This window comes from Kitasatospora sp. NPDC090308 (assembly GCF_044769485.1).
GTDB classification, from domain to species: Bacteria; Actinomycetota; Actinomycetes; order Streptomycetales; family Streptomycetaceae; genus Kitasatospora; species Kitasatospora fiedleri.
Genome location: NZ_JBIVXY010000008.1, coordinates 203,357 through 223,045 on the forward strand (window position 1 = coordinate 203,357; position 19,689 = coordinate 223,045).

Below are 19,689 nucleotides of genomic sequence, written 5' to 3' on the forward strand. Positions count from 1 at the left end.
TTCCTCGGTTTCGGATCGGTATCAGACCGGCGGCCAGGGAATAGAAGGCCACTCCGCCGACGGCAGCGGATGGCGTCCGGCGGACCGCAGCGCGGCCGTCCGGGCCCTCAGCGCGTCGAGTTCACCGGACGTCAGGTGCGGGCGCAGCCGCTCCCCCAGCGGCCCGTCCAGGTCGGCGGCGAGCCGGCCCAGGACGTCGAGCGCCTCGGCGGTGAGCGGCTCCTCGGCCCAGCCCCAGAGCAGGGTGCGCAGCTTCGGGTCGGTGTGGAAGGTGACGCCGTGGTCGATGCCGTAGATCCGGCCGTCGGCGGCGGGCAGCCAGTGGCCGCCCTTGCGGTCGGCGTTGTTGAGGACGGCGTCCAGCACGGCGAGGCGGCGCAGGCGTTCGTCGTCGCGGTGCACCAGCCAGGCCAGGCGGCCGCCGTCCAGCTGGGCCCGGACGATGGGCAGCCAGCCCGCGCGCGGGTCGTCCAGCGGCTGGAGGTCGAGCAGCTCGGCCGCCTCCGGGTCGGGTTCGATCCAGAGCTGCACCATGCCCGGCCCGGCCGGGCCCCCGCGCAGCACGGTGGGCGGGACCAGCCGCCAGCCGGTGGCGGCGGAGACCTCGTACGCGGCGGTCTCCCGGCCGGCCAGGGTGCCGTCGGGGAAGTCCCACAGCGGGCGCTCCCCCGCGACCGGCTTGTACACGCAGGGCGCGGTCAGGCCGTCCAGGGTGACCGTGCAGTACAGGACGGCGTTGGAGGCGTCGGTGACCCGGCCGTGCACGGCGAGCGCGCCCTCGCGCAGCAGGGTGAGCGCGGCGGCGGTGTCGGCGGCCAGCGCGGCGCTGGTGGCCGGGTCGGTGGCGGGGGCCTCGACCTCGGGCTCGGGCTCGGGCTCGGGATCGGCGTGCGGTTCGGTCTCCGGCCCGGCGTGCGGCTCCGCCCCGGCGGGCCGTTCCGCGGGCTCGGGCCGTTCCGCGGGTCCGGGCCGCTCGGCGGGCTCCCGGTCCTCGTTCAGCGCCGGTAGCCGTTCGCGCGCGGGCACAGGTGGCCCTCCGGGTCGAGCGGGAGGTTGCAGAACGGGCAGGGCTTGCGGCCGGCCGCGACCAGGTCCAGGGCGCGCTTGGCGAACACCCGGGCCATCGCGCCGCTGAGCCGGACCCGCAGCAGGTCGGGGCCGTTCTCGTCGTCGAAGACCTCGGTCTCGCTCTCGTCCTCGGACTCCTCGACGTACGCCTGCGCCTCGACCACCAGGCAGTCGTCCCGGGCGTCCCAGGCCAGGGCCATCGTGCCGACCCGGAACTCCTGCTCCAGCGGCAGGTCGAGCGGGGCGGTGTCGAGCAGCTCGACGGGGGCGACGGCCGGGATCGGGGCCTCGCCGCCGCTGCGCCGCAGCGCCTCGTCGAGGACCTCCTCGATGCGCTCGGCGAGCGCCGCGACCTGGGCCTTCTCCAGCAGGACGCTGGTGATCCGGCCGCGCGAGGAAGCCTGCAGGTAGAACGCGCGGGCACCGGGCTGGCCGACGGTGCCGGCCACGAACCGCTCGGGCTGGTCGAAGAAGTGGACCTGACGGGACACGCTGCTCGCTCCGGAAGGGGTTGCGGTCTTCTCGATCTCACCCTACGGCCAAACGGGCCGGGGACGGCACGCGGGGCGGGCGGTTTCCGCGTGCGCTCGGGCAGTTGTGCGGCGGGGCGGTAGGGCAGTTGTGCGACGGGGCGGTGGGCCGTGGGGCTCAGGCCGTGCCGGTCTCGCCGCCGACCACCGCGTCGTCGCCGGCCGAGTGGCCGTGCGGGCGCGGGGCCAGCGCGGCGAGCGAGCCGGTCTCGCCCAGGCGCAGCAGGTAGGGGCGGTGCGGGGTGTAGCGGATCGCGGTGACCGAGCAGGGCTCGACCGAGATCCGCTGGAAGTGGTCGAGGTGCAGGCCGAGCGCGTCGGCGACGATCGCCTTGATCACGTCGCCGTGGGTGGCGGCGGCCCAGAGCGCGTCCGGCCCGTGCTCGACGGCGATCTTGTCGTTCCACTCGCGCACCGCGTCGACGGTGCGGTGGCTGAGCGCGCGCAGCGACTCGCCGCCGGGGAAGGCGGCGGCCGAGGCGTGGTCCTGGACGGTGCGCCAGAGCGGCTCGCCGGCCAGCTCCGCGAGCGGGCGGCCGGTCCACTCGCCGTAGTGGCACTCGCCGAGCCGCTCGTCGAGCGCGGGGGCGGCCAGCTCGGGGCGGGCGGCCGACAGCGGCTCCAGCGTCTGCCGGCAGCGCTCCAGCGGGCTGCTGACCAGGCGGGCGATCGGCAGCCCGGCGAGCCGCTCGGGCAGCGCGGCGGCCTGGGCCCGTCCGGTGTCGTCCAGGTCGACTCCGGGCGTCCAGCCGGCGAGGATCCCGGCGGAGTTGGCGGTGGACCGGCCGTGGCGGACGAGCAGCAGGGTGGGCATACCTGAAAGGGTACGGGGTACGGACCTCCCCGCGGGCGGCCCCTTCGGTCACAATGGCGGGCATGATCGTGGATTGCGGCACCTACCGGGACGGAAAGCGCGTCCGGGGCCCCGAGGACTTCTCGGACGCCCTGGCGGAGGTCCGCACGGCCGGCAACGGCTTCGTGTGGATCGGCCTGGCGGACCCCACCACGGAGGAGTTCGACCACGTCGCCGAGGAGTTCGGCCTGCACCCGCTGGCGGTGGAGGACGCGGTGACGGCGCACCAGCGCCCCAAGGTCGACATCTACCGGGACTCGGTGTTCACCGTCCTGAAGACCGCCGCCTACCACCAGCAGCACGAGACGGTCTCCATCGGCGAGCTGATGATCTTCCTGGGCGACTCGTACGTGATGACCGTCCGGCACGGCCCCGAGAGCCCGCTCAAGGACCTGCGCTCCCGGCTGGAGGGGCAGCCCGAACTGCTCGCGCACGGGCCCGCCTCGGTGCTGTACGCGGTCTGCGACCTGGTGGTCGACCAGTACCTCGACGTGGCCACCGAACTGCAGACCGACCTGGACGAGTTGGAGGAGCAGATCTTCTCCCCCGGGCGCTCGCGCGGCGCGGCCGAGCGGATCTACGGCTTCAAGCGGCAGGTGGTGGGCTTCCGCAAGGCCACCTTCCCGCTGATGGAGCCCGCGCTGCGGCTGACCCGGGGCGGCGACGAGCTGCAGGTCCCGTTCGTCGCCGCCGAACTGCGCCCGTACTTCCGGGACGTGGCGGACCACCTGGCCAAGGTCAACGAGGTGGTGGAGAGCCTGGACCGGTTGCTCTCCGACATCCTGGCCGCCAACCTGGCGCAGGTCAGCGTGCAGCAGAACGACGACATGCGGAAGATCTCGGCGTGGGCCGCGCTGGCCGCCGTGCCGACCATGATCGCCGGCATCTACGGGATGAACTTCGAGCACATGCCGGAACTGCGCCAACCCTGGGGCTACCCCGCCGCCCTGGGCCTGATGGTGGGCGTCTGCGTCGGTCTGCACCGGCTCTTCAAGCGCGCGGGCTGGCTGTAGCGGGCCGTCCCCGGCACCGTGGGTGCGCCGGGGACCGACCCGGCTGTCAGGACTCCTGGCGACGGCGCCGGGCGGCCACCAGGGTGCCCGCGCCCAGGACGATCGCCGCCGCGCCGGTGGTCGCGACGGCGCCGAGCGGGGTGCCGGGGCCGGTGGAGGCCAGCTCCGTGCCGCCGCCGGTGCCGGTGGTCGTGGTGGTGGTGCCGGTGGTCGTGGTGGTCAGCCCGGCCTGGACGGCGCCGCTGTCACCGTTGCCCGGCTGCCGGCCGTCCTCGTCCTTCCCGCCGTCCCCGTCTCCGTTCCCGTCTCCGTTCCCGTCCTCGCCGTCGCTCCGGCCGCCCTGCTGCTCGGCCGCCTTGTCGCGCTCCTGGGCCTCCTTGAGCCCCTTGGTCAGGAAGTCGCGCAGCGCCTCCAGGGTGTCGGCGCTCAGCGCCGCGTTCGCGGCCTTCCGGACCTCCGGACCGCCGACCGACATCGCCTGGACGACCTGGATCCGGTAGTCGGTGTGCCGGAGTCCGGGCGCCCGCTCCAGGAAGTCGGCGATCGCCCCGGAGTCGCCCTCCTCCAGCACCGCGAGCGCCTGCGCGCGCAGTCCGGCGCTGATGACCGGGTCCGCGATGAACTGCGAGAGCTTGACCCGGTTGTCGGAGGCGATCAGCGCCGGGAGTTCGACGTCGAGGAAGTGCCGCATCTCCTCGGCGGTGCCGGTCAGCGCCGCCTCGACCTTCTCCCGGAAGTGCCGGGAGTGGCCCGGCTCGGTGAGCAGCGCCTCCAGCCGGGCCCGCAGGGCGGCCTCGTCGGGCTCCGGGTCGGCCGGGGCGGTGGGCGCGGCCGGGGCGGTGGGCGCGGCCGGGGCGGCGGGCGCGGCGGGGGCCGGGGTGCTGTCGGCGGGGGCCTCGGTGCTCCCGGTCGGGGCCGGGGTCTGCGCGGCGGGCTCGGCGGGTTCGGTGGGCTCGGCGTCCGGGACGGTGGCGTCCGGCTGGGACCGGCCGGTCGGCGCGGTCCCGGCCATGGCCTGGGTGGCGCCGAGGACGGTGGGCGCGGAGACGGCCGCGACGAAGACGGCGGCGGCGATCGACCGACGGATGCTCAAGACTCCCCCTGGGAAGGCGGTTCGTTGGAGAGACGCGGCCGTGGCGGATGATCACACGGCGGCGAACCCGGGGATCGTACCGGAACCTTCCACCCGGTCATAACGGATTCTTTTCCGACCCTTTACCGCCCACCGCGCCCGGGACCGCCTCGGGCAGACTGTCGGGAATCCGTTCACGGGCGCGAGGGGGAAGCGTGGGCAGGACACCGGCGGACGCGGACGAGTGGCACGGCGACGTCCTGGCCGGGCTCGGGGTGCCGGAGCCCCGGCCCGCCGAGGGGGCCGGGCCCGTCGACGGGGCGCGGCCGGGCGGCGGTGAGCACATGATCGTCTGCGGTGGGGAGGCGCTGGCGCACCGGCTCGCGGTGCAGCTCTCCTCGCTGTACGACCGCAGGGTGGTGGTGGTCGTGCCGTCCCTGACGCGTGACCACGGGCCGCACCTGGTGGCGCTGGCCCGGCAGCGGCCCGGGTCCGTCGAGGTGCTGGAGGCGGCCCGGCTGGACGTGGACGCGCTGGCCCGGGCCGGGGTGGAGCGGGCGGCGGCCCTGGCGCTGACCTCGGGCGACGACCGGGAGAACCTGCACGTGGCGCTGCACGCCCGGCAGGTGAACCCCGATCTGCGGCTGGTGGTGCGGGTGTTCAACCGACGGCTGGGCGTGCGGATCGAGCAGGCGCTCGACCGGGCGGTGCTGGCCCGCAACCCGGAGCTGTCCCGGGCGGAGCTGGAGGCGTCGACCACGGTGCTGTCCAGTTCGGCGACCGCGGCCCCGGCGCTGGTCGCGGCGGCGGTGTCCGGGCGCAGCCAGGCGGTGCAGGTGGACGGGCGGCTGCTGCGGGCGTCGCTGCTGCGGGCCGGCGAGGAGCCGGTGGGGCGGGAGTTGGCGACGGTGGCGGCGGTCGATCCGCTGGGCGAGCCGGCCGGTTCGGTGCTGCTGCCGGCCGCGGAGCCGGTCGGGGCGGAGCGGGTGGTGCTGGAGCTGCTGGGGGACGGCCCGGGGCCGGGGCGCCGGCGGCGGCTGCCGGGCCTGGCCGGGTTCCCGCTCGGGGCGCTGTTCTCGCCCCGTCTGCGCTGGGCGCTGGCGGCGCTGGCCGGGCTGATCGTGCTGCTGGCGGGGGCGACGGCGCTGTTCACCGGTCAGTCCCCGGCGCACTCGGTGTGGTTGACGGTGCTGGACGTGCTGGGCATCGCCGATCCGGCGGAGGACGGCGGCCGGGGCGGGAAGGTGCTCCAGGTCCTGACGGCGGTGAGCGGGATGCTGCTGATGCCGCTGCTGATCGCCCTGGTGCTGGAGGCGCTGGGCACGTTCCGGGCCGCGGGCGGGCTGCGCCGGCCGGCCCGCGGGCTGGCCGGGCACGTGGTGCTGGTGGGGCTGGGGCGGCTCGGCAGCCGGGTGCTGGAGCAGGTGTGGGAGATGGACGTGCCGGTGGTCTGCGTGGAGTCGGACCCGGCGGCGGTCGGGGTCGCCCGGGCCCGGGCGTTCGGCGTCCCGGTGGTCGTCGGCGACGCGACCCAGGACGGGGTGCTGAAGGCCGCCAAGGTCCACCGGGCGCAGGCGCTGCTGGCCCTGACCAGTGACGACAGCACCAACCTGGAGGTGGCGCTGGCGGCCCGCGAGTCGGTGCCGGAACTGCGGGTGGTGCTGCGGCTGTTCGACGACGACTTCGCCGGGAACGTGTACCTGACGCTGCGCGACTCCTACCCGGGCGCGCAGACCCGCAGCCGCAGCGTGGCCTACCTGTCCGCGCCCTCGTTCGCCTCGGCCATGATGGGCCGTCAGGTGATCGGGGCGATCGCGGTGGGCCGCGAGGTGCTGCTGATCGCGGCCGTGGACGTGGCCCGCTCCCCGCGGCTGCGCGGCCGGAGCGTGGCCGACGCCCACCGTCCGGGCCTGTGGCGAGTGCTGGCCCTCGACCTGGCCGCCCCGGAGGACCGCAGCCCGGACCTGGCCCGGCCCCGTCCCGAGGGTCCGGCCCTGCTCTGGTCGCCCCCGCCGGAGCGGGTGCTCGGCGACCGGGACCGGGTCGTGGTCGCCGCCACCTCCAGCGGTCTCGGCCTCCTGCTGGGCGCCCGGCAGGAGTGACGGCCGCCGGGAGGCGGACCCGCGTGTTCAGAAGTTGTTCCACAAAACGTGGATCGAGGCATTTCTGCCGTATGGGCGGGGTGTCGCGGGCTGGGCCGGTGTGGGGCGGAACGTGCCCGGGTCCGCGGCGGTGCCGTATCGGGGTTCGTCGGGGTGGCGCGGGGCGAACTCGCGGGGCGGGGAGGCTCGTTCGCGCCGGTCAGCGGCCTGGCGGCGGAAGGCTGCCGCCGGTCCGGACGTCGCCGGACGACGGCCGCGCGGAAGGAGCGGATCGCCGGGCCGCCCGTGTGTTAATGCGAGGTTTCCGGGAAGTGTGGAGTGCCGGAGCGGTTCCGGGTGCGCCACATAAGTCGAACCGTCCCGGCCTGCCCGGCCAGGGCGCCGTTTTCCAGCGGAGGGCCAGGTGGGGGAAGGGTGCTACGTGTACCCGGGGTCCACGGGTGGGCGCTGGGGGGGATCAGTGGTGCACCGAGTGTGATCGAAAGTCTTGTCCGGCGCTGCCCGGCGTTGCTATAAATGGGCGTCCGCCGGTTACCGGCGCGGCCGATCCCGATCGGATGTCCGGCCGCTCGATCCGTTGACTACCGGCACGGGCTGATTCACGCAACGAAGCGTGCTTGGCATCTTCTCCTCGAAGCGCCCCATTCCTTCGCTCCACCAATGCGCAGAATTATTCACTGCAAGGTGCGTTGTCATGCAAAATTCTTCCGTTGTCAGTGGACCAGCCACTTTCGGGCAGCTCTCGCTCTGGCGTTCCATCGCGAACATCCCGCCCACCGCCTGCAACCTCCCCCAGACCTGGGCCCTCCCCCCGGGCACCGGCCCGGACGCGGTCGAACGGGCCCTGGAGCGCCTGGAGGCGCGCCACGAGTCGCTGCGCACGCGGTACGCGGAGACGGCGGACGGCGGTCTCGTCCAGCTGGTCGGGCCGGCCGCGCCCGCCGGTCTCGACCTGGTCGAGGGGGTGCCCGCGGAGGTGTCCGCGGAGCTGGCGGCGGTCCCGTTCGACCCGGCGGCGGACCGGCCCTGGCGGGCCGCGCTGGTCACCGAGCGGGGGGTGCCGGCCGCGCTGGCGATCTGCTTCCACCACATCGCGGTGGACGCCTGGGCGATCAACCAGCTGCACGAGGAGTTCGGCGTCCTGGTGGCGGGCGGGGAGCTGCCCGGCGCGGCCCCCAGCTGCCGCGAGCTGGCCGCCGAGCAGTGGTCCGAGGCCCGCGGCAACCGCCGCCGGGCGGCGCTGCGGCACTGGCGGCAGGTGCTCGCCGACGCCCCGCCGATGGCCCGGGACGCGGCCCCGGAGGCGGTCACCAGCCGGTGGGCCAGGCACGGTTCGGTGCCGGCCGGCGAGGCGGTGCGCACGCTTGCCGAGCGCCTGGGCGTCTCGGCGCCCTCGGTGCTGCTGGCGGCCTTCTGCGCAGCGCTGGCGCGGCACACCGGCGAGGAGCGGGTGCTGGTCGCGGTCTACGCGAACAACCGCAGCGACCCGCGCTGGGAGGGCCTGGTGGCCGCCCAGAACCAGATCATCCCGCTGCTGGTGCAGACCGCCCCGGACGAGGAGTTCGGCGCGTTCGCCACCCGCGTCCACTGGGAGCTGATCCGCTCGTACAAGCACGCCGCCTACAACGTCGACGACGCGCTGCTGGCGGGTGCGGAGCACGGCTACACGGGCACCGTCAACGGCTCCTTCGCCGGGTCGGTCAGCGGTTTCTTCCGCTACTTCTTCAACTACCTCGGCGAGTACCAGCGGGACCAGACGCCGGTGAACTCCGCGATGGAGACCGGCACCGGCGGGCGCAACATCGGGGCGCCGCTCTACCTCCAGGTGCAGGACGGCGACGCCCTCACCAGCACCCTGCGGGAGAATTCCTCCTCGGCGGACTTCAAGGCGGTGACGGAGATCCTGCTCGCGCTGGAGGACGTCCTGGTCTCGGCCGCCGCGAAACCGGCCGAAACGACCGAATCGGCCGAATAGCACTTCCGCTCCACCGCGCCCGATTTTCACCGAATTCCCGCTCCACCGCGCCTCCTTTCCGGCGCGCTCTCCGGCACCCGAATTCCAGGAACCCCGCTTTCGGCCGTCTCGCTCTCCGGCACCCCCTTTTCCGGCGCCGCCGCCTTTTCCCTGCCCCAGCTCCGCCGTTCCCCCGGGAGGGGAAGTGTCAGAACACGTCGTCGTCCTCCACCGCTGGAGTGACAGTTACGCGGACTACGGTTCCTACCTGGACCACCGCACCCACCGGGTCAGCTACGTGACGACCCGCCGGGCCGCGCCCGCGCTGCCCGAGGGGGCGGCGGCGGTGCGGGTCGTCGACAGCACGGAGGACGGCAAGGCGGTACGGGAGGCCGTGGCCGCGCTGGTCGAGGAGTTCGGCACGCCCGCCCGGGTGGTGGCGCTGCACGAGGTCGACCTGGACATGGCGGCCGAGCTGCGCGAGGAGCTGGGCGTCCCGGGCGAGCGCTCGGAGGGGCTCGCGCCGTTCCGGGACAAGCTGGTGATGGCCCGTCGGCTGGCCGCCGCCGGGGTGCCCGTCCCGGCGACCGAGCCCGCGCCGGACCACGCCGCGGTGCGCGCCTTCGCCGCCGTGCACGGCTGGCCGGTGCTGGTGAAGCCGGTGCGCGGGACGGCGAGCGCGGGCGTCACCCGGCTCGACGGCGAGGCCGAACTGGCCGCCTACGCCTTCCCGCCGGACGTGCCGGTGCTGGTCCAGCCGTACCTGCCGCACGAGGTGCTGCACGTGGACGGCGTGGCCACCGGGACGGGGCTGGGAGCCTGGCGGGCCTCGGCCTACCTGAACACCTGCCTGGGCTTCACCGAGGGCGCGGCGCTCGGCTCGGTGGAGCTGGACGACCCCGAACTGCTGGCCGCGATAGGCGAGTTCACCGACCGGGTGACCCGCGCCCTGTCGGACGGCGCCTGGGTGTTCCACCTGGAGCTGTTCCGGTCCGGGCCGCCGGACGCCCCCGAACTGCAGGTGCTGGAGGTCGGCGCCCGCCCGGGCGGGGCGGAGATCCCGTTCCTGTGGCGGGAGGTGCACGGCGTCGACCTGATGGCGGCCGCCTTCGCCGTCCAGCTGGACGCGCCGCTGCCGGAGGCGGCCCGCACCGGCGGCGACCCGGCGGCCGGGGAGCGCGGCGGCTGGCTGCTGGTGCCCACCCCGGCCGTCCGCCCCTGCCGGGTCACCGCCGCCGGGGGCCGGGCCGGGACGGCGGCCGGCCCGTACGCCGAACGCGTGCCCGTGGTCGGCCAGTTGCTCGCCGACCTGCCCGGCTACGAGCACTCCGGCGCCCGGTTCCGCTTCCGCGGCGCGAACAGCGCCGAGGTGCGGGCCGCGGTGGAGCACACCGTCGCCGACTTCGACTTCCGGTGCGCGCCGGTCGACCCGTCCGCGCCCGACCTGGTGGTGCTGGTCGGCAGCGGCGGCCGGGCCTACCGCGAGTACGCCTTCGAGGCCGCCGCGGCCCGCGCCGAGCTGGCCCTGGTCACCGCCACCGACGCCGACTGGCAGCGGCGCCACCTGACCGGCCACCGGCGGGTGGCGGACGCCACCCCCGAGGAGCTGGTCCGGGCGATCGGCGCGGCCGCCGCCGGGCGGACCGGCCGGGTCGGTGTGTTCACCTGGGACGAGGTGCTGCTGGAGGCCACCGCCGAGGCCGCCCACCGCCTGGGCCTGCCGCACATGTCGCCCGAGGCGGCCCGCAACTGCCGCGACAAGCTCGCCACCCGCCGGCTGCTGGCCGAGCAGGGCGTCGCCGGGGTCGGCCACGCCCACGTGCACGGCCCGCAGGAGGCGCTGGCCGCCGCCGAGGCGATCGGCTACCCCGTCGTGGTCAAGCCGCGCTCGCTGGCCGGCAGCGTCGGCGTGGTGGTCGCCCCCGACGCCGACCGGCTGCGGGCGCTCTACCACCACGCCTCCGACGCCGCCTACCCCGGCCTGGACGCGCTGGACGGCCTGGTCCTGGAGGAGTACCTCGACGGCCCCGAGGTCAGCGTGGACTCGGTGGTCCGGGACGGAGAGGTCCGCCCGGTGAACGTGGTGCGCAAGCGCCTCGGCTACGACCCGTTCTTCGAGGAGGTCGGCCACCTCGCCGCGCCCTGGCGGCACGAGCCGTGGGCCGAGGAACTGGTCGAGCTGGTCACCGCCGCCCACCGCGCGCTGGGCGTCACCACCGGCGTCACCCACGCCGAGGTGCGGCTCACCGCGGCCGGCCCCCGGCTGGTCGAGCTGAACGGCCGCCTCGGCGGCGACTTCATCCCGCTGCTGGGCCGGCTCGCCAACGGCGTCGACCTGACCGCCGCCGCCCTGGACCTCGCCCTCGGCGCGGAACCCGACCTCACCCAGCCGTACGACCGCTGCGCCGAGGTGCGCTTCCTCTACCCCGCGCACGACGGCACCGTCCGCGCGCTGGACACCGCCGCCGCCGCGGCCGTGCCCGGCGTCGAGCGGATCGTGCCGCTGGCCGGGCCCGGGACGCGGCTGCTGCTGCCGCCGCGCGGCATCGTGCCGCGGCTGGCCGCCGTGATCGCCACCGGGGAGACCCCCGAGGAGTGCCGGGAGGTCCTGGACCGCGCCGCGGCCCTGGTCCTCGCCGAGGTCGAGCCGCTGTCCGCCACCCCGAACGACCAGGAGGAGGGCCGGTGACCGGCGTCCTGCGCAGGCTGCTGAGCACCTACACGCTGCCCAGCCGGGGCGGCCGGATCATCGCCTCCGGCGTGGTCGTGTACGCCAGCAGCAGCGGCCTCTACCTGGCCGGCGGCACCGTCTACTTCCTCAAGGGCGCCGGCCTGAGCGCCGCCCAGATCGGCACCGGGCTGACCATCGCCGGACTGGTGGGCTTCCTGACCACCGTGCCGGTCAGCCTGCTGGCCAACCGCTGGGGGCCGCTGCGGCTGCTGCGCGTCCTCCAGGTGTGGCGGGCGACCTGGTTCGCGGCGCTGGCCTTCACCCACGACGTGTACACCTTCACCCTGTTCGCCTCGCTGTTCGCGATCTCGCAGGGCCCGGTCTTCCCGATGGTGCAGCTGCTGGTGAACGGCGTCGCCGGGGAGGCCGACCGGACCCGCACCCTGGGCGTGATCAGCTCCGTCATCAACGTCGGCATGTCGGCGGGCGCGCTGGCCGCCGCGCCGTTCCTCGCCGTCGGCGGCACCGGGATGCTGCGCGCCGTCCTGCTGATCGGCGCCGTGCTGTGCCTGTCCGCGGCGGGCGTGTTCGGCCTGCTCCGGGGCGAACCCGCCGCCGCCCCCGCCGAGAAGGCGCTCGCCGAGAAGGCCCCGGCCCGCTGGCACGCCGGGCTGCTCGTGGTCGGCCGGGACCGCCGCTACCTGGGCCTGACGGCCGCCAACGGGGTGATGTTCCTGCACACCGTGCTGCTGGGCATCGGCCTGCCGCTGTGGATCGTGCAGTCCACCAACGCCCCGGTCGGCATGCTGAGCGCGCTGTTCGCGGTCAACACCGGCCTGGCGATCGTCCTGCAGGTGCCGTTCGCCAAGAACGTCAGGAGCACCCGGGACGGCACCCGCGCGCTGCGCAACGCCGGGCTCGCGCTGGCCGCCTTCAGCCTGCTGCTGATCGCCACCATGCACACCGACCGCTGGCTGACCACCGGCCTGCTGGTGGCGGCGACCGCCGTCCTCACCTGCGGCGAGCTGCTCCAGGGCGCCGGCGGCTGGGAGCTGTCGTACCGGCACGCGCCCGAGGAGCGGCGCACCGAGTACCTGTCGGTGTTCAACCTGGGCACCTCGGCCGCGGGCATCGTCGGCCCCGCCCTGCTCGGCCTGCTGCTCGCCCGGGAGACCACCGGGCTGCTCGTCCTCGCCGTGCTGTTCCTGGGCACCGCCGCCGCGGTGAGCGTGCTCGGCGGCCGGCTCGCCCGGGCCGAACTCCCGCCGCAGCCGCCGGAGTCGGCGGACGCGACCACGACCACGACCGAGCCTGCCGACGGCCCGGCGGACGGCCCCGCGGACGCACCGGTGTCCGAGCCCGCCGCCCAGCACTGAGCCACTCCCCCGCCCCGGCCGCCCGCCGGGCGCAGACCCCTGACCGACCTGAGAGGAACCGCCATGGAGGACCAGCTCCTCGAACTGCTCGCCGGCGTCGTCGACGAGTTGAACGAACGCCGCGAGGAGAAGATCCCGACCGACGACCTGCGGGAGGTCTGCCTGTACGGCGACGCCGGGGTCTTCGACTCGATGCACCTGGTGAACTTCCTGGTGCTGGTCGAGGAGGCGCTGGAGGACGAGTTCGACGTCGAGATCTCGCTCACCTCGGCGAAGGCCGTCTCCCGCCGGGTCAGCCCGTTCAGCAGCGGCCGCCGCCTGATCGCCTTCATCGAGGAGGAGTTGGCGCTGGCCCGCGGCGAGGGCGAGCTCGCCGGGCAGGGGGCCTAGGGCGGACGGCCCCGCGGCCGACGACAGCGCAGACATGATCATCCTGATCACGGGCACCCGCACCGGCATCGGCAAGGCCCTCGCCCGGCACTTCCTCGACCTCGGCCACCGGGTCGTCGGGTGCAGCCGCCGGCCGTCGACCATCGAGCACCCGGAGTACACCCACCACGAGGCGGACCTCACCGACCCCCGGCAGGTCAAGGCGCTGTTCCGCTCGCTGCGGGCCAGCCACGGCTCGCTCGACGCGGTGGTCAACAACGCGGGGGTGGCGACCATGAACCACTTCATGCTCACCCCCGACGAGACCGCCCGGCACCTGTTCGACGTCAACTTCTTCGCCGTCCTCAGCTGCTCCCGGGAGGCCGTCAAACTCCTCCGCCGGAGCACCGAGCCGTCCCCCGCGATCCTCAACGTCTCCACGGTCGCCGTGCCGTGGGCGCTGGAGGGCCAACTGCTCTACTCCGCCAGCAAGGCGGCCGTCGAGCAGCTGACCCGGGTGATGAGCAAGGAGCTGGCCGAGTTCGGCATCCGGGTCAACGGACTCGGGCTGCCGCCGGTGCGCACCGCCCTGACCCGGACGGTGCCGGCCGAGAAGATCGACGCCCTGGTCCAGCGCCAGGCCATCAAGCGGATGTGCGACACCGACGACGTCGTCGGACCCGTCGAGTTCCTCCTCTCACCGCAGTCCCGGTTCGTCACCGGCGAGACACTATTCCTTGGCGGAGTGCACTGACGTGACGTACGGAACAGCCGAACCCCACGACCGCCCCGACCACCCCGGGCGACCCGACCGACCCGGCGGTCCCGGCCGGTCCGAACTCCTCGACCGGCTCGACGAGTTGGGCGACCGCACCGCCGTCGTGCACGGCGACGAGCGGTACGGCTACGCCGAACTCGCCGACGAGGTACGGCTGCGGCTCAAGGAGCTGGACGCCGCCGGGGTGCGGCCGCACCAGGCCGTGATCCTGAACGGCGACTTCTCGTTCCGCTCGATCGCCGCGCTGCTCGCGCTGCACCTGCACCGCGCCGTCGCCGTCCCGGTGGTCACCCTCACCGAGGCGACCCTGGCCACCGTCACCGAGTCCTGCTCCCCGCGCCACCTGCTGCGGGTCGGCCCGGACGGCGTCACGGTCGAGCCGGTGGCCGGCGTGCCCGACGCCCCGGCCGCGGGCTACGCCGGCCTGGTGGAGCGCGGCGCGTCCGGCCTGGTGCTGCTCAGCAGCGGCAGCACCGGGGCGCCGAAGGCGATCCTGCACGACCTGGACGCGCTGGTGCTGGAGAAGCTCGGCAAGCGGCCCCGGACGGCCGGCCGGCCCGCCCCGATCCTGATGTTCCTGCTGTTCGACCACATCGGCGGCATCAACTCGCTGCTCGGCGTGCTGCGCCTGGGCGGCACCGCGATCCTGCCCCGGCAGCGCACGCCGGAGGAGATCTGCGCGCTGATCCAGGAGCACCGCATCCGGCTGCTGCCGACCAGCCCGACCTTCCTCAACCTGATCCTGATCGCCGGCTTCCACCAGAAGTACGACCTGAGCAGCCTGCGCATGATCAGCTACGGCACCGAGCCGATGCCGGAGGAGCTGCTGGCCCGGGTCGGCGCGGCCTTCCCGGCCGCCCGGCTGCTGCAGACCTTCGGCACCAGCGAGACCGGCATCTCCACCACCACCAGCGAGTCCTCCCGCAGCACCTTCTTCCGGATCGAGGACCCGGGCGTCGAGCACCGGATCGTCGACGGGGAGCTCCAACTGCGCAGCAGCACGCAGTTCCTGGGCTACCTCAACTACCCGAGCGACTCGCTCACCGAGGACGGCTGGTTCCGCACCGGCGACCTGGTGGAGGAGAACGCGGACGGCTACCTGAAGATCAAGGGCCGGGCCAAGGAGGTGATCAACGTCGGCGGCGAGAAGGTCCTCCCGCTGGAGCTGGAGTCGCTGCTGCTGGCCAGCCCGATGGTCGCCGACTGCACGGTGTACGGCCGCCCCAACGCGATCACCGGCCAGTCGGTCTGCGTGGACGTCACCCCGGTGGGCACGCCCACCCGGGCCGAACTGCGCAAGCACGTGGTCGCGTTCCTCACCGGCAGGGTCGACCCGTTCAAGATCCCGACCAAGGTCAACCTGGTCGAGGCCGTCACCGTCTCCGAGCGGTTCAAGAAGAAGCGGATCCTGCCGTGAGCGGCCTGCTGGCGATCGGCGCCGGGAAGTTCGCCGTCGAGCTGGCCCGGTACGCGCGGGACGCGGGCCTCGGGCCGGTCGAGCGGTACCTCGACCTGGCGGGCGAGGAGGCGCACGCGCCCGCCGGGCTGCGCGTCCCGTTCGACGGGTACCGGCCGGAGCCCGGCACCCGGGTGCTGCTGGCCACCGCCGATCCGGTGCGGCGGCGCGAGCTGATCGACTGCTTCGTGGACGCGCACGCCCTGGTCGCCGAGAACCTCGTGCACCCGACCTCGGTGGTCGACCCGGCCGCGCTGACCGGGCCCGGCACGGTGGTGGGCCCGTTCTGCCACGTCGGCGCGGGCGCCGTGGTCGGCGCGCACACGGTCGTCCACAACCACGCCAGCATCGGCAACCACTCGACCATCGGCGCCAACAACTTCCTCGCGCCCAACTTCCACTGCGGCAACAGCGTCACCGTCGGCGACGACAACTTCTTCGGCCTGAGCTGCACGGTCGCCCCCGGGGTGGCCGTCGGCAGCGCGAGCCGGTTCCAGGCCGGCCTGGTGCTGTTCGAGGACGCGCCGAGCCGCCACACCTACCTCGCGGCGAGCCGCGTCAAGGCGCTCCCGCTGCCCTGAGCGGCCACCGCCCCGGGCCAGGAACCCCGACCGAACCACCCCACAGAAAGGCACCACCCCACCATGAACCGAGCGAAGGTCGCCGTCATCGGAGCAGGCCCCGGCGGCTGTGTGGCGGCCCTGAGCCTCCAGAAGCTGGGCCACGAGGTCGAGGTGTTCGAGAAGGGCCGCTTCCCGCGCTACCGGGTCGGCGAGTCCTTCCTGCCGGGCACCCTGTCGATCCTCAACCGGCTCGGCCTCCAGGAGAAGCTCGACGAGCGGGACTTCGTCAAGAAGCCCTCCGCGACCTTCCTGTGGGGCCAGGACCAGGCCCCCTGGACCTTCTCCTTCGCCACCGCCCGCACCGCCCCGTGGATCTTCGACCACGCCATCCAGGTCAAGCGCGAGGAGTTCGACCAGCTGCTGCTGGACGAGGTCCGCGAGCGCGGCGTCGCCGTCCACGAGGGCACCGCCGTCGCCAAGGTGGACGTCTCCGCCGCCGACCGGGTCACCCTGACGATCCGCGAGAGCGAGGGCGAGGGCACCCGCACCGCGGAGTACGACTTCGTGGTCGACGCGGGCGGCGCGGGCAGCCCGCTGGCCCGCCAGCTCGGCGTGCGCCGCTACGACGAGTTCTACAAGAACTTCGCGGTCTGGAACTACTTCCAGCGCAAGGACCCGTTCGAGGGCGGTCTCAAGGGCACCACCTACTCGATCACCTTCGAGGACGGCTGGGTCTGGGTCATCCCGCTCAAGGGCGACGTGCTGAGCGTCGGCGTCGTGGTCGACCGGTCCAAGGCCGCCGAGGTCAAGGAGCTCGGCCCGGACGCGTTCTACCGCAAGACGCTGGCCAAGGCCACCCGCGCGGTCGCCCTGCTCGGCGACGCCGAGCCGATCGACGAGACCCGGATCGTCCACGACTGGTCGTACGACTCCGAGCACGTCTCGGCCGGCCGCTACTTCCTGGTCGGCGACGCCGCCTGCTTCACCGACCCGCTGTTCTCCCAGGGCGTGCATCTGGCCACCCAGTCCGCGGTCAGCGCCGCCTCCGCGATCGACCGGATCACCGGCGACCCGGAGGAGGCCGAGGCCGTCCACGCCTGGTACAACCGCAGCTACCGCGAGACCTACGAGCAGTACCACGAGTTCCTGGCCTCGTTCTACACCTTCGCCTCCTACACCGAGCCGGAGTCCGAGTTCTGGCGCAAGCGCCGGATCACCGAGTCCGACGACGAGCGGCTCAGCCGCAAGAAGTGGTTCGAGCGCCTGGTCGAGGGCGGCGCCGCCAACCCCACCGGTTCGGTGGCCGACTTCCGCGACCGCGCCGCCACGATGATCGCCATCGGCCGGCACCAGCGCACCGAGCTCAGCTCGGAGTTCTCCGACGAGGAGCTGAACCCGGCCCGGGTGCAGTGGATCGGCGCGCTCACCAAGCAGCTCAACCGGATCACCCGGCTCGCCTGGACCGGCGAGGAGGTGCTGCTCAAGCCCTACTACAAGGTCGAGCCGCACTCCTTCCGGCTGGAGCAGAAGCAGGTCCTCGCCAACGAGGACGGCCTCGACATGATCAAGTTCCCGGTGGAGGAGGTGCACCGGGAGATCTTCCAGCTGGTCACCAAGGAGACCGTCGGCTACAAGAGCCTGATCAAGCAGCTCAACGACACCGGCAAGCAGGAGATCAGCTCGCAGATCGTGATCCGGCTGATGGAGGCCGGCCTGCTGACCGGCTACGACAAGAACGGCGAGCGGGTCGTCGTCCAGGACCGCCTGCGCTTCGACGGCGTCGGCGTCGAGTACGAGGTCTGACCATGAACCCTCCCACCCACGTCTTCGTCGCCGGGATCGGCAACTCCGGTCCCGACCACTGGCAGTCGCTCTGGCGCGACCGGACCGACGGCGCCGTCTGGGTCGAGCACACCTCCTGGGACGAGCCCGAACGGGACACCTGGGTCGCGGAACTCGACGCCGCCCTGCGCGCCGTCCCGGGCCCCAAGGTCCTGGTCGCGCACAGCCTCGGCTGCACGCTGGTCGCCGAGTGGGCCGCCGAGCACCGGGACGAGGAGATCACCGCCGCGCTCCTGGTCGCCGTCCCCGACGTCGACGGCCCCGCGTTCCCCACCCAGGCCACCGGCTTCGATTCCGCCCGGCACGGCCGGCTGCCGTTCCGCTCGCTCGTGGTCAGCAGCCAGGACGACCCGTACGGCTCCCCGGAGCACGCCGCCGCCGACGCCGAACTCTTCGGCGCCGAGCTGGTCGACGTCGGCCACAAGGGCCACATCAACGCCGAGTCGGGCCTCGGCGACTGGCCCGAGGGCCGGGCCCTGCTCGACAAGCTGCTCGGCGGCTGACCGACCGCCCGCCGCACCCGCGAGAACGGCGGCCCCCGGCCCACCGCCGGGGGCCGCCGCAGCATGCCCCGCCCCGCGTTCCCCACGCCCGGCTCCCCGCGTTCCCCACGCCCCGCTCCCCACGCCCACGGCAGGTTGGAGAACCCCGTGTCCGCCGCCCAGTCGATCTCCGTCACCGCACTCAGCGGTCTCTCGCTCGCCCTCGCCGTCGGCGTGGGCGTCACCCTGCTCTGCCGCCGCTTCGGCCAGCCCGCCGTGGTCGGCGAGATGGCCGCGGGCATCTGCCTCGGCCCCAGCCTGCTCGGGCTGTTGCCCGGGCACCTGCCCGCCCACCTCTTCCCGCCCGAGGTCCGCCCCTACCTGAGCATGGTCGCCCAGGTCGGCCTGCTGCTCTTCATGTTCGGCATCGGCTGGGAGTTCGACACCCGCTTCGTCCGGAGCCGGCTCGCCTCCGCCGGGACGATCTGGGCGACCTCGCTGGCCGTCCCCCTGGTGCTCGGCTTCCTGCTGGCCCGCACCCTGGAGCACCCGGCCCTCAGCACCGGCGGCCGCCCCGTCTCCGACACCGGGTTCGCGCTCTACTTCGGCCTCGCGATGTCCATCACCGCCCTGCCCGTGCTGGCCCGCATCGTCGAGGACCAGGGCCTGCGCGGCACCCGCCTCGGCAACCTCTCGCTCGGCCTGGCCGCCGCCGACGACCTGCTCGCCTGGTGCATGCTCGCCGTCGTCGTCGCCCTCACCAACACCGGCGGCATCGGCGGCTTCCTCGGCGTGATGGGCTGGTCCGCGCTCTACCTCGCCGTCCTGTTCGGCCTGGTCCGCCCGCTGCTGGCCGCCGCCGCGACCCGGATGCGCTCCCGGCACCTCCCGTACGCCGCGCCGCTGGTCGCCGCCGGCGTCTTCCTCTCCGCCTACACCACTGCGCACATCGGCATCGACGCGATCTTCGGCGCGTTCATGTTCGGCACCGCGATGCCCCGCCCCGAGCAGAGCCTGCTCCAGCGCGCCGTGCACGCCCCGTTCGAGTCGGTCAGCCGCCTGCTGATGCCGGTCTTCTTCGTGGTCACCGGCCTCTCCGTCGACCTCACCACCCTCTCCCTCGGCGGTTTCGCCCAGGCCGGCCTGATCATGCTGGTGGCCTGCGCCGGCAAGCTCGGCGCCGTCACGCTGTCCGCCCGGGCCACCGGCACGGGCTGGCGCGACGCCACCGTGATCGGGGCGCTGATGAACACCCGGGGCGTGACCGAACTCGTCCTGCTCAGCATCGGCCTGAACCTCGGGCTGCTCACCGTCCCGCTCTACTCCTCGATGGTGCTGATGGCCCTGGTCACCACCGCCCTCGCCGCCCCCGTCATCAAGGCCGTCACCCGGAAGTCCACCCCGCCCGCCGAGGCCGAACCCGAACTCCTGGAGGCCGCGGCGAGCTGAGCCCGGGAGCAGCCGCGCCGGAACCCGCAGGACGACGGCCCGCACCACCCGGTGCGGGCCGTCACGCGCGTACGGGCCGGTGGGCCGTCACGCGCGTACGGGCCGACGGCG

Annotated in this window: 16 protein-coding genes; 12 read left to right on the top strand and 4 right to left on the bottom strand. The window is 74.1% G+C overall.

The genetic code is table 11. From position 1 onward, the window contains the following. Positions 1 to 21: 21 nt before the first annotated feature. From ACIQVD_RS20440 to ACIQVD_RS20450, 3 genes are all read right to left on the bottom strand, one after another. Positions 22 to 819 carry an SCO1664 family protein gene (locus ACIQVD_RS20440; RefSeq protein ID WP_400679926.1) on the bottom strand — a complete coding sequence of 266 codons (798 nt, stop codon included), beginning with the start codon at positions 817 to 819 and terminating at the stop codon, positions 22 to 24. A 176-nt stretch (positions 820 to 995) separates the two neighbouring features. Then, positions 996 to 1,559: a DUF3090 domain-containing protein gene (locus ACIQVD_RS20445; RefSeq protein WP_402290930.1), complete on the bottom strand. Its 564-nt coding sequence runs from the start codon at positions 1,557 to 1,559 to the stop codon at positions 996 to 998. Between the two features lie 157 nt (positions 1,560 to 1,716). Continuing rightward, positions 1,717 to 2,412, bottom strand: coding sequence for a histidine phosphatase family protein (locus ACIQVD_RS20450; RefSeq protein ID WP_400679553.1), 696 nt, complete (start codon positions 2,410 to 2,412; stop codon positions 1,717 to 1,719). Positions 2,413 to 2,474: 62 nt separating this feature from the next. Between ACIQVD_RS20450 and corA the strand changes: the two genes are divergently transcribed. Beyond that, the gene (gene corA / locus ACIQVD_RS20455) at positions 2,475 to 3,464 is read left to right on the top strand and encodes a magnesium/cobalt transporter CorA (RefSeq protein ID WP_400679551.1); all 990 of its coding nucleotides are present in this window, start codon (positions 2,475 to 2,477) and stop codon (positions 3,462 to 3,464) included. A gap of 46 nt (positions 3,465 to 3,510) precedes the next feature. Here corA and ACIQVD_RS20460 read toward each other — a convergent pair whose 3' ends face one another. Continuing rightward, positions 3,511 to 4,557, bottom strand: a complete 1,047-nt coding sequence (locus ACIQVD_RS20460; RefSeq protein WP_402290933.1) for an ALF repeat-containing protein — start codon at positions 4,555 to 4,557, stop codon at positions 3,511 to 3,513. A gap of 323 nt (positions 4,558 to 4,880) precedes the next feature. On the opposite strand from ACIQVD_RS20460, the gene ACIQVD_RS20465 reads away from it, so the two are divergent. From ACIQVD_RS20465 to ACIQVD_RS20515, 11 genes are all read left to right on the top strand, one after another. Continuing rightward, positions 4,881 to 6,638 carry an NAD-binding protein gene (locus ACIQVD_RS20465; RefSeq protein ID WP_400679924.1) on the top strand — a complete coding sequence of 586 codons (1,758 nt, stop codon included), beginning with the start codon at positions 4,881 to 4,883 and terminating at the stop codon, positions 6,636 to 6,638. Positions 6,639 to 7,332: 694 nt separating this feature from the next. Beyond that, on the top strand, positions 7,333 to 8,613 hold the full coding sequence (locus tag ACIQVD_RS20470; protein WP_402290936.1) for a condensation domain-containing protein: 1,281 nt from the start codon (positions 7,333 to 7,335) through the stop codon (positions 8,611 to 8,613). 184 nt (positions 8,614 to 8,797) lie between these two features. Continuing rightward, positions 8,798 to 11,281 carry an ATP-grasp domain-containing protein gene (locus ACIQVD_RS20475; protein WP_400679542.1) on the top strand — a complete coding sequence of 828 codons (2,484 nt, stop codon included), beginning with the start codon at positions 8,798 to 8,800 and terminating at the stop codon, positions 11,279 to 11,281. Next, entirely contained in the window at positions 11,278 to 12,639 is a 1,362-nt protein-coding gene (locus ACIQVD_RS20480) for an MFS transporter (RefSeq protein ID WP_402290938.1), read from the top strand. Before ACIQVD_RS20475 ends, ACIQVD_RS20480 begins: the two co-directional genes overlap by 4 nt. Positions 12,640 to 12,702: 63 nt before the next feature. Then, the gene (locus tag ACIQVD_RS20485; RefSeq protein WP_100839329.1) at positions 12,703 to 13,029 is read left to right on the top strand and encodes a hypothetical protein; all 327 of its coding nucleotides are present in this window, start codon (positions 12,703 to 12,705) and stop codon (positions 13,027 to 13,029) included. A 34-nt stretch (positions 13,030 to 13,063) separates the two neighbouring features. Continuing rightward, positions 13,064 to 13,762: an SDR family NAD(P)-dependent oxidoreductase gene (locus ACIQVD_RS20490; protein ID WP_100839330.1), complete on the top strand. Its 699-nt coding sequence runs from the start codon at positions 13,064 to 13,066 to the stop codon at positions 13,760 to 13,762. Between the two features lies 1 nt (position 13,763). Next, entirely contained in the window at positions 13,764 to 15,203 is a 1,440-nt protein-coding gene (locus ACIQVD_RS20495) for a long-chain fatty acid--CoA ligase (protein WP_402290941.1), read from the top strand. After that, complete coding sequence (locus ACIQVD_RS20500; protein ID WP_400679534.1) at positions 15,200 to 15,823, top strand: DapH/DapD/GlmU-related protein; 624 nt, start codon at positions 15,200 to 15,202, stop codon at positions 15,821 to 15,823. Before ACIQVD_RS20495 ends, ACIQVD_RS20500 begins: the two co-directional genes overlap by 4 nt. 63 nt (positions 15,824 to 15,886) lie before the next feature. Next, positions 15,887 to 17,608, top strand: coding sequence for a chloramphenicol-biosynthetic FADH2-dependent halogenase CmlS (cmlS, locus tag ACIQVD_RS20505; protein ID WP_400679532.1), 1,722 nt, complete (start codon positions 15,887 to 15,889; stop codon positions 17,606 to 17,608). Between the two features lie 2 nt (positions 17,609 to 17,610). After that, positions 17,611 to 18,150: an alpha/beta fold hydrolase gene (locus ACIQVD_RS20510; RefSeq protein WP_100839333.1), complete on the top strand. Its 540-nt coding sequence runs from the start codon at positions 17,611 to 17,613 to the stop codon at positions 18,148 to 18,150. A 147-nt stretch (positions 18,151 to 18,297) separates the two neighbouring features. Beyond that, entirely contained in the window at positions 18,298 to 19,578 is a 1,281-nt protein-coding gene (locus ACIQVD_RS20515; RefSeq protein ID WP_400679529.1) for a cation:proton antiporter, read from the top strand. Positions 19,579 to 19,689 lie beyond the last annotated feature (111 nt).

What these genes read in the sequence shown, in the direction of transcription:
- ACIQVD_RS20450 (WP_400679553.1), bottom strand. Translation starts at nt 2,412, where the DNA reads ATGCCCACCCTGCTGCTCGTCCGCCACGGCCGGTCCACCGCCAACTCC.
- corA (WP_400679551.1), top strand. Translation starts at nt 2,475, where the DNA reads ATGATCGTGGATTGCGGCACCTACCGGGACGGAAAGCGCGTCCGGGGC.
- ACIQVD_RS20465 (WP_400679924.1), top strand. Translation starts at nt 4,881, where the DNA reads ATGATCGTCTGCGGTGGGGAGGCGCTGGCGCACCGGCTCGCGGTGCAG.
- ACIQVD_RS20470 (WP_402290936.1), top strand. Translation starts at nt 7,333, where the DNA reads ATGCAAAATTCTTCCGTTGTCAGTGGACCAGCCACTTTCGGGCAGCTC.
- ACIQVD_RS20485 (WP_100839329.1), top strand. Translation starts at nt 12,703, where the DNA reads ATGGAGGACCAGCTCCTCGAACTGCTCGCCGGCGTCGTCGACGAGTTG.
- ACIQVD_RS20490 (WP_100839330.1), top strand. Translation starts at nt 13,064, where the DNA reads ATGATCATCCTGATCACGGGCACCCGCACCGGCATCGGCAAGGCCCTC.
- cmlS (WP_400679532.1), top strand. Translation starts at nt 15,887, where the DNA reads ATGAACCGAGCGAAGGTCGCCGTCATCGGAGCAGGCCCCGGCGGCTGT.
- ACIQVD_RS20510 (WP_100839333.1), top strand. Translation starts at nt 17,611, where the DNA reads ATGAACCCTCCCACCCACGTCTTCGTCGCCGGGATCGGCAACTCCGGT.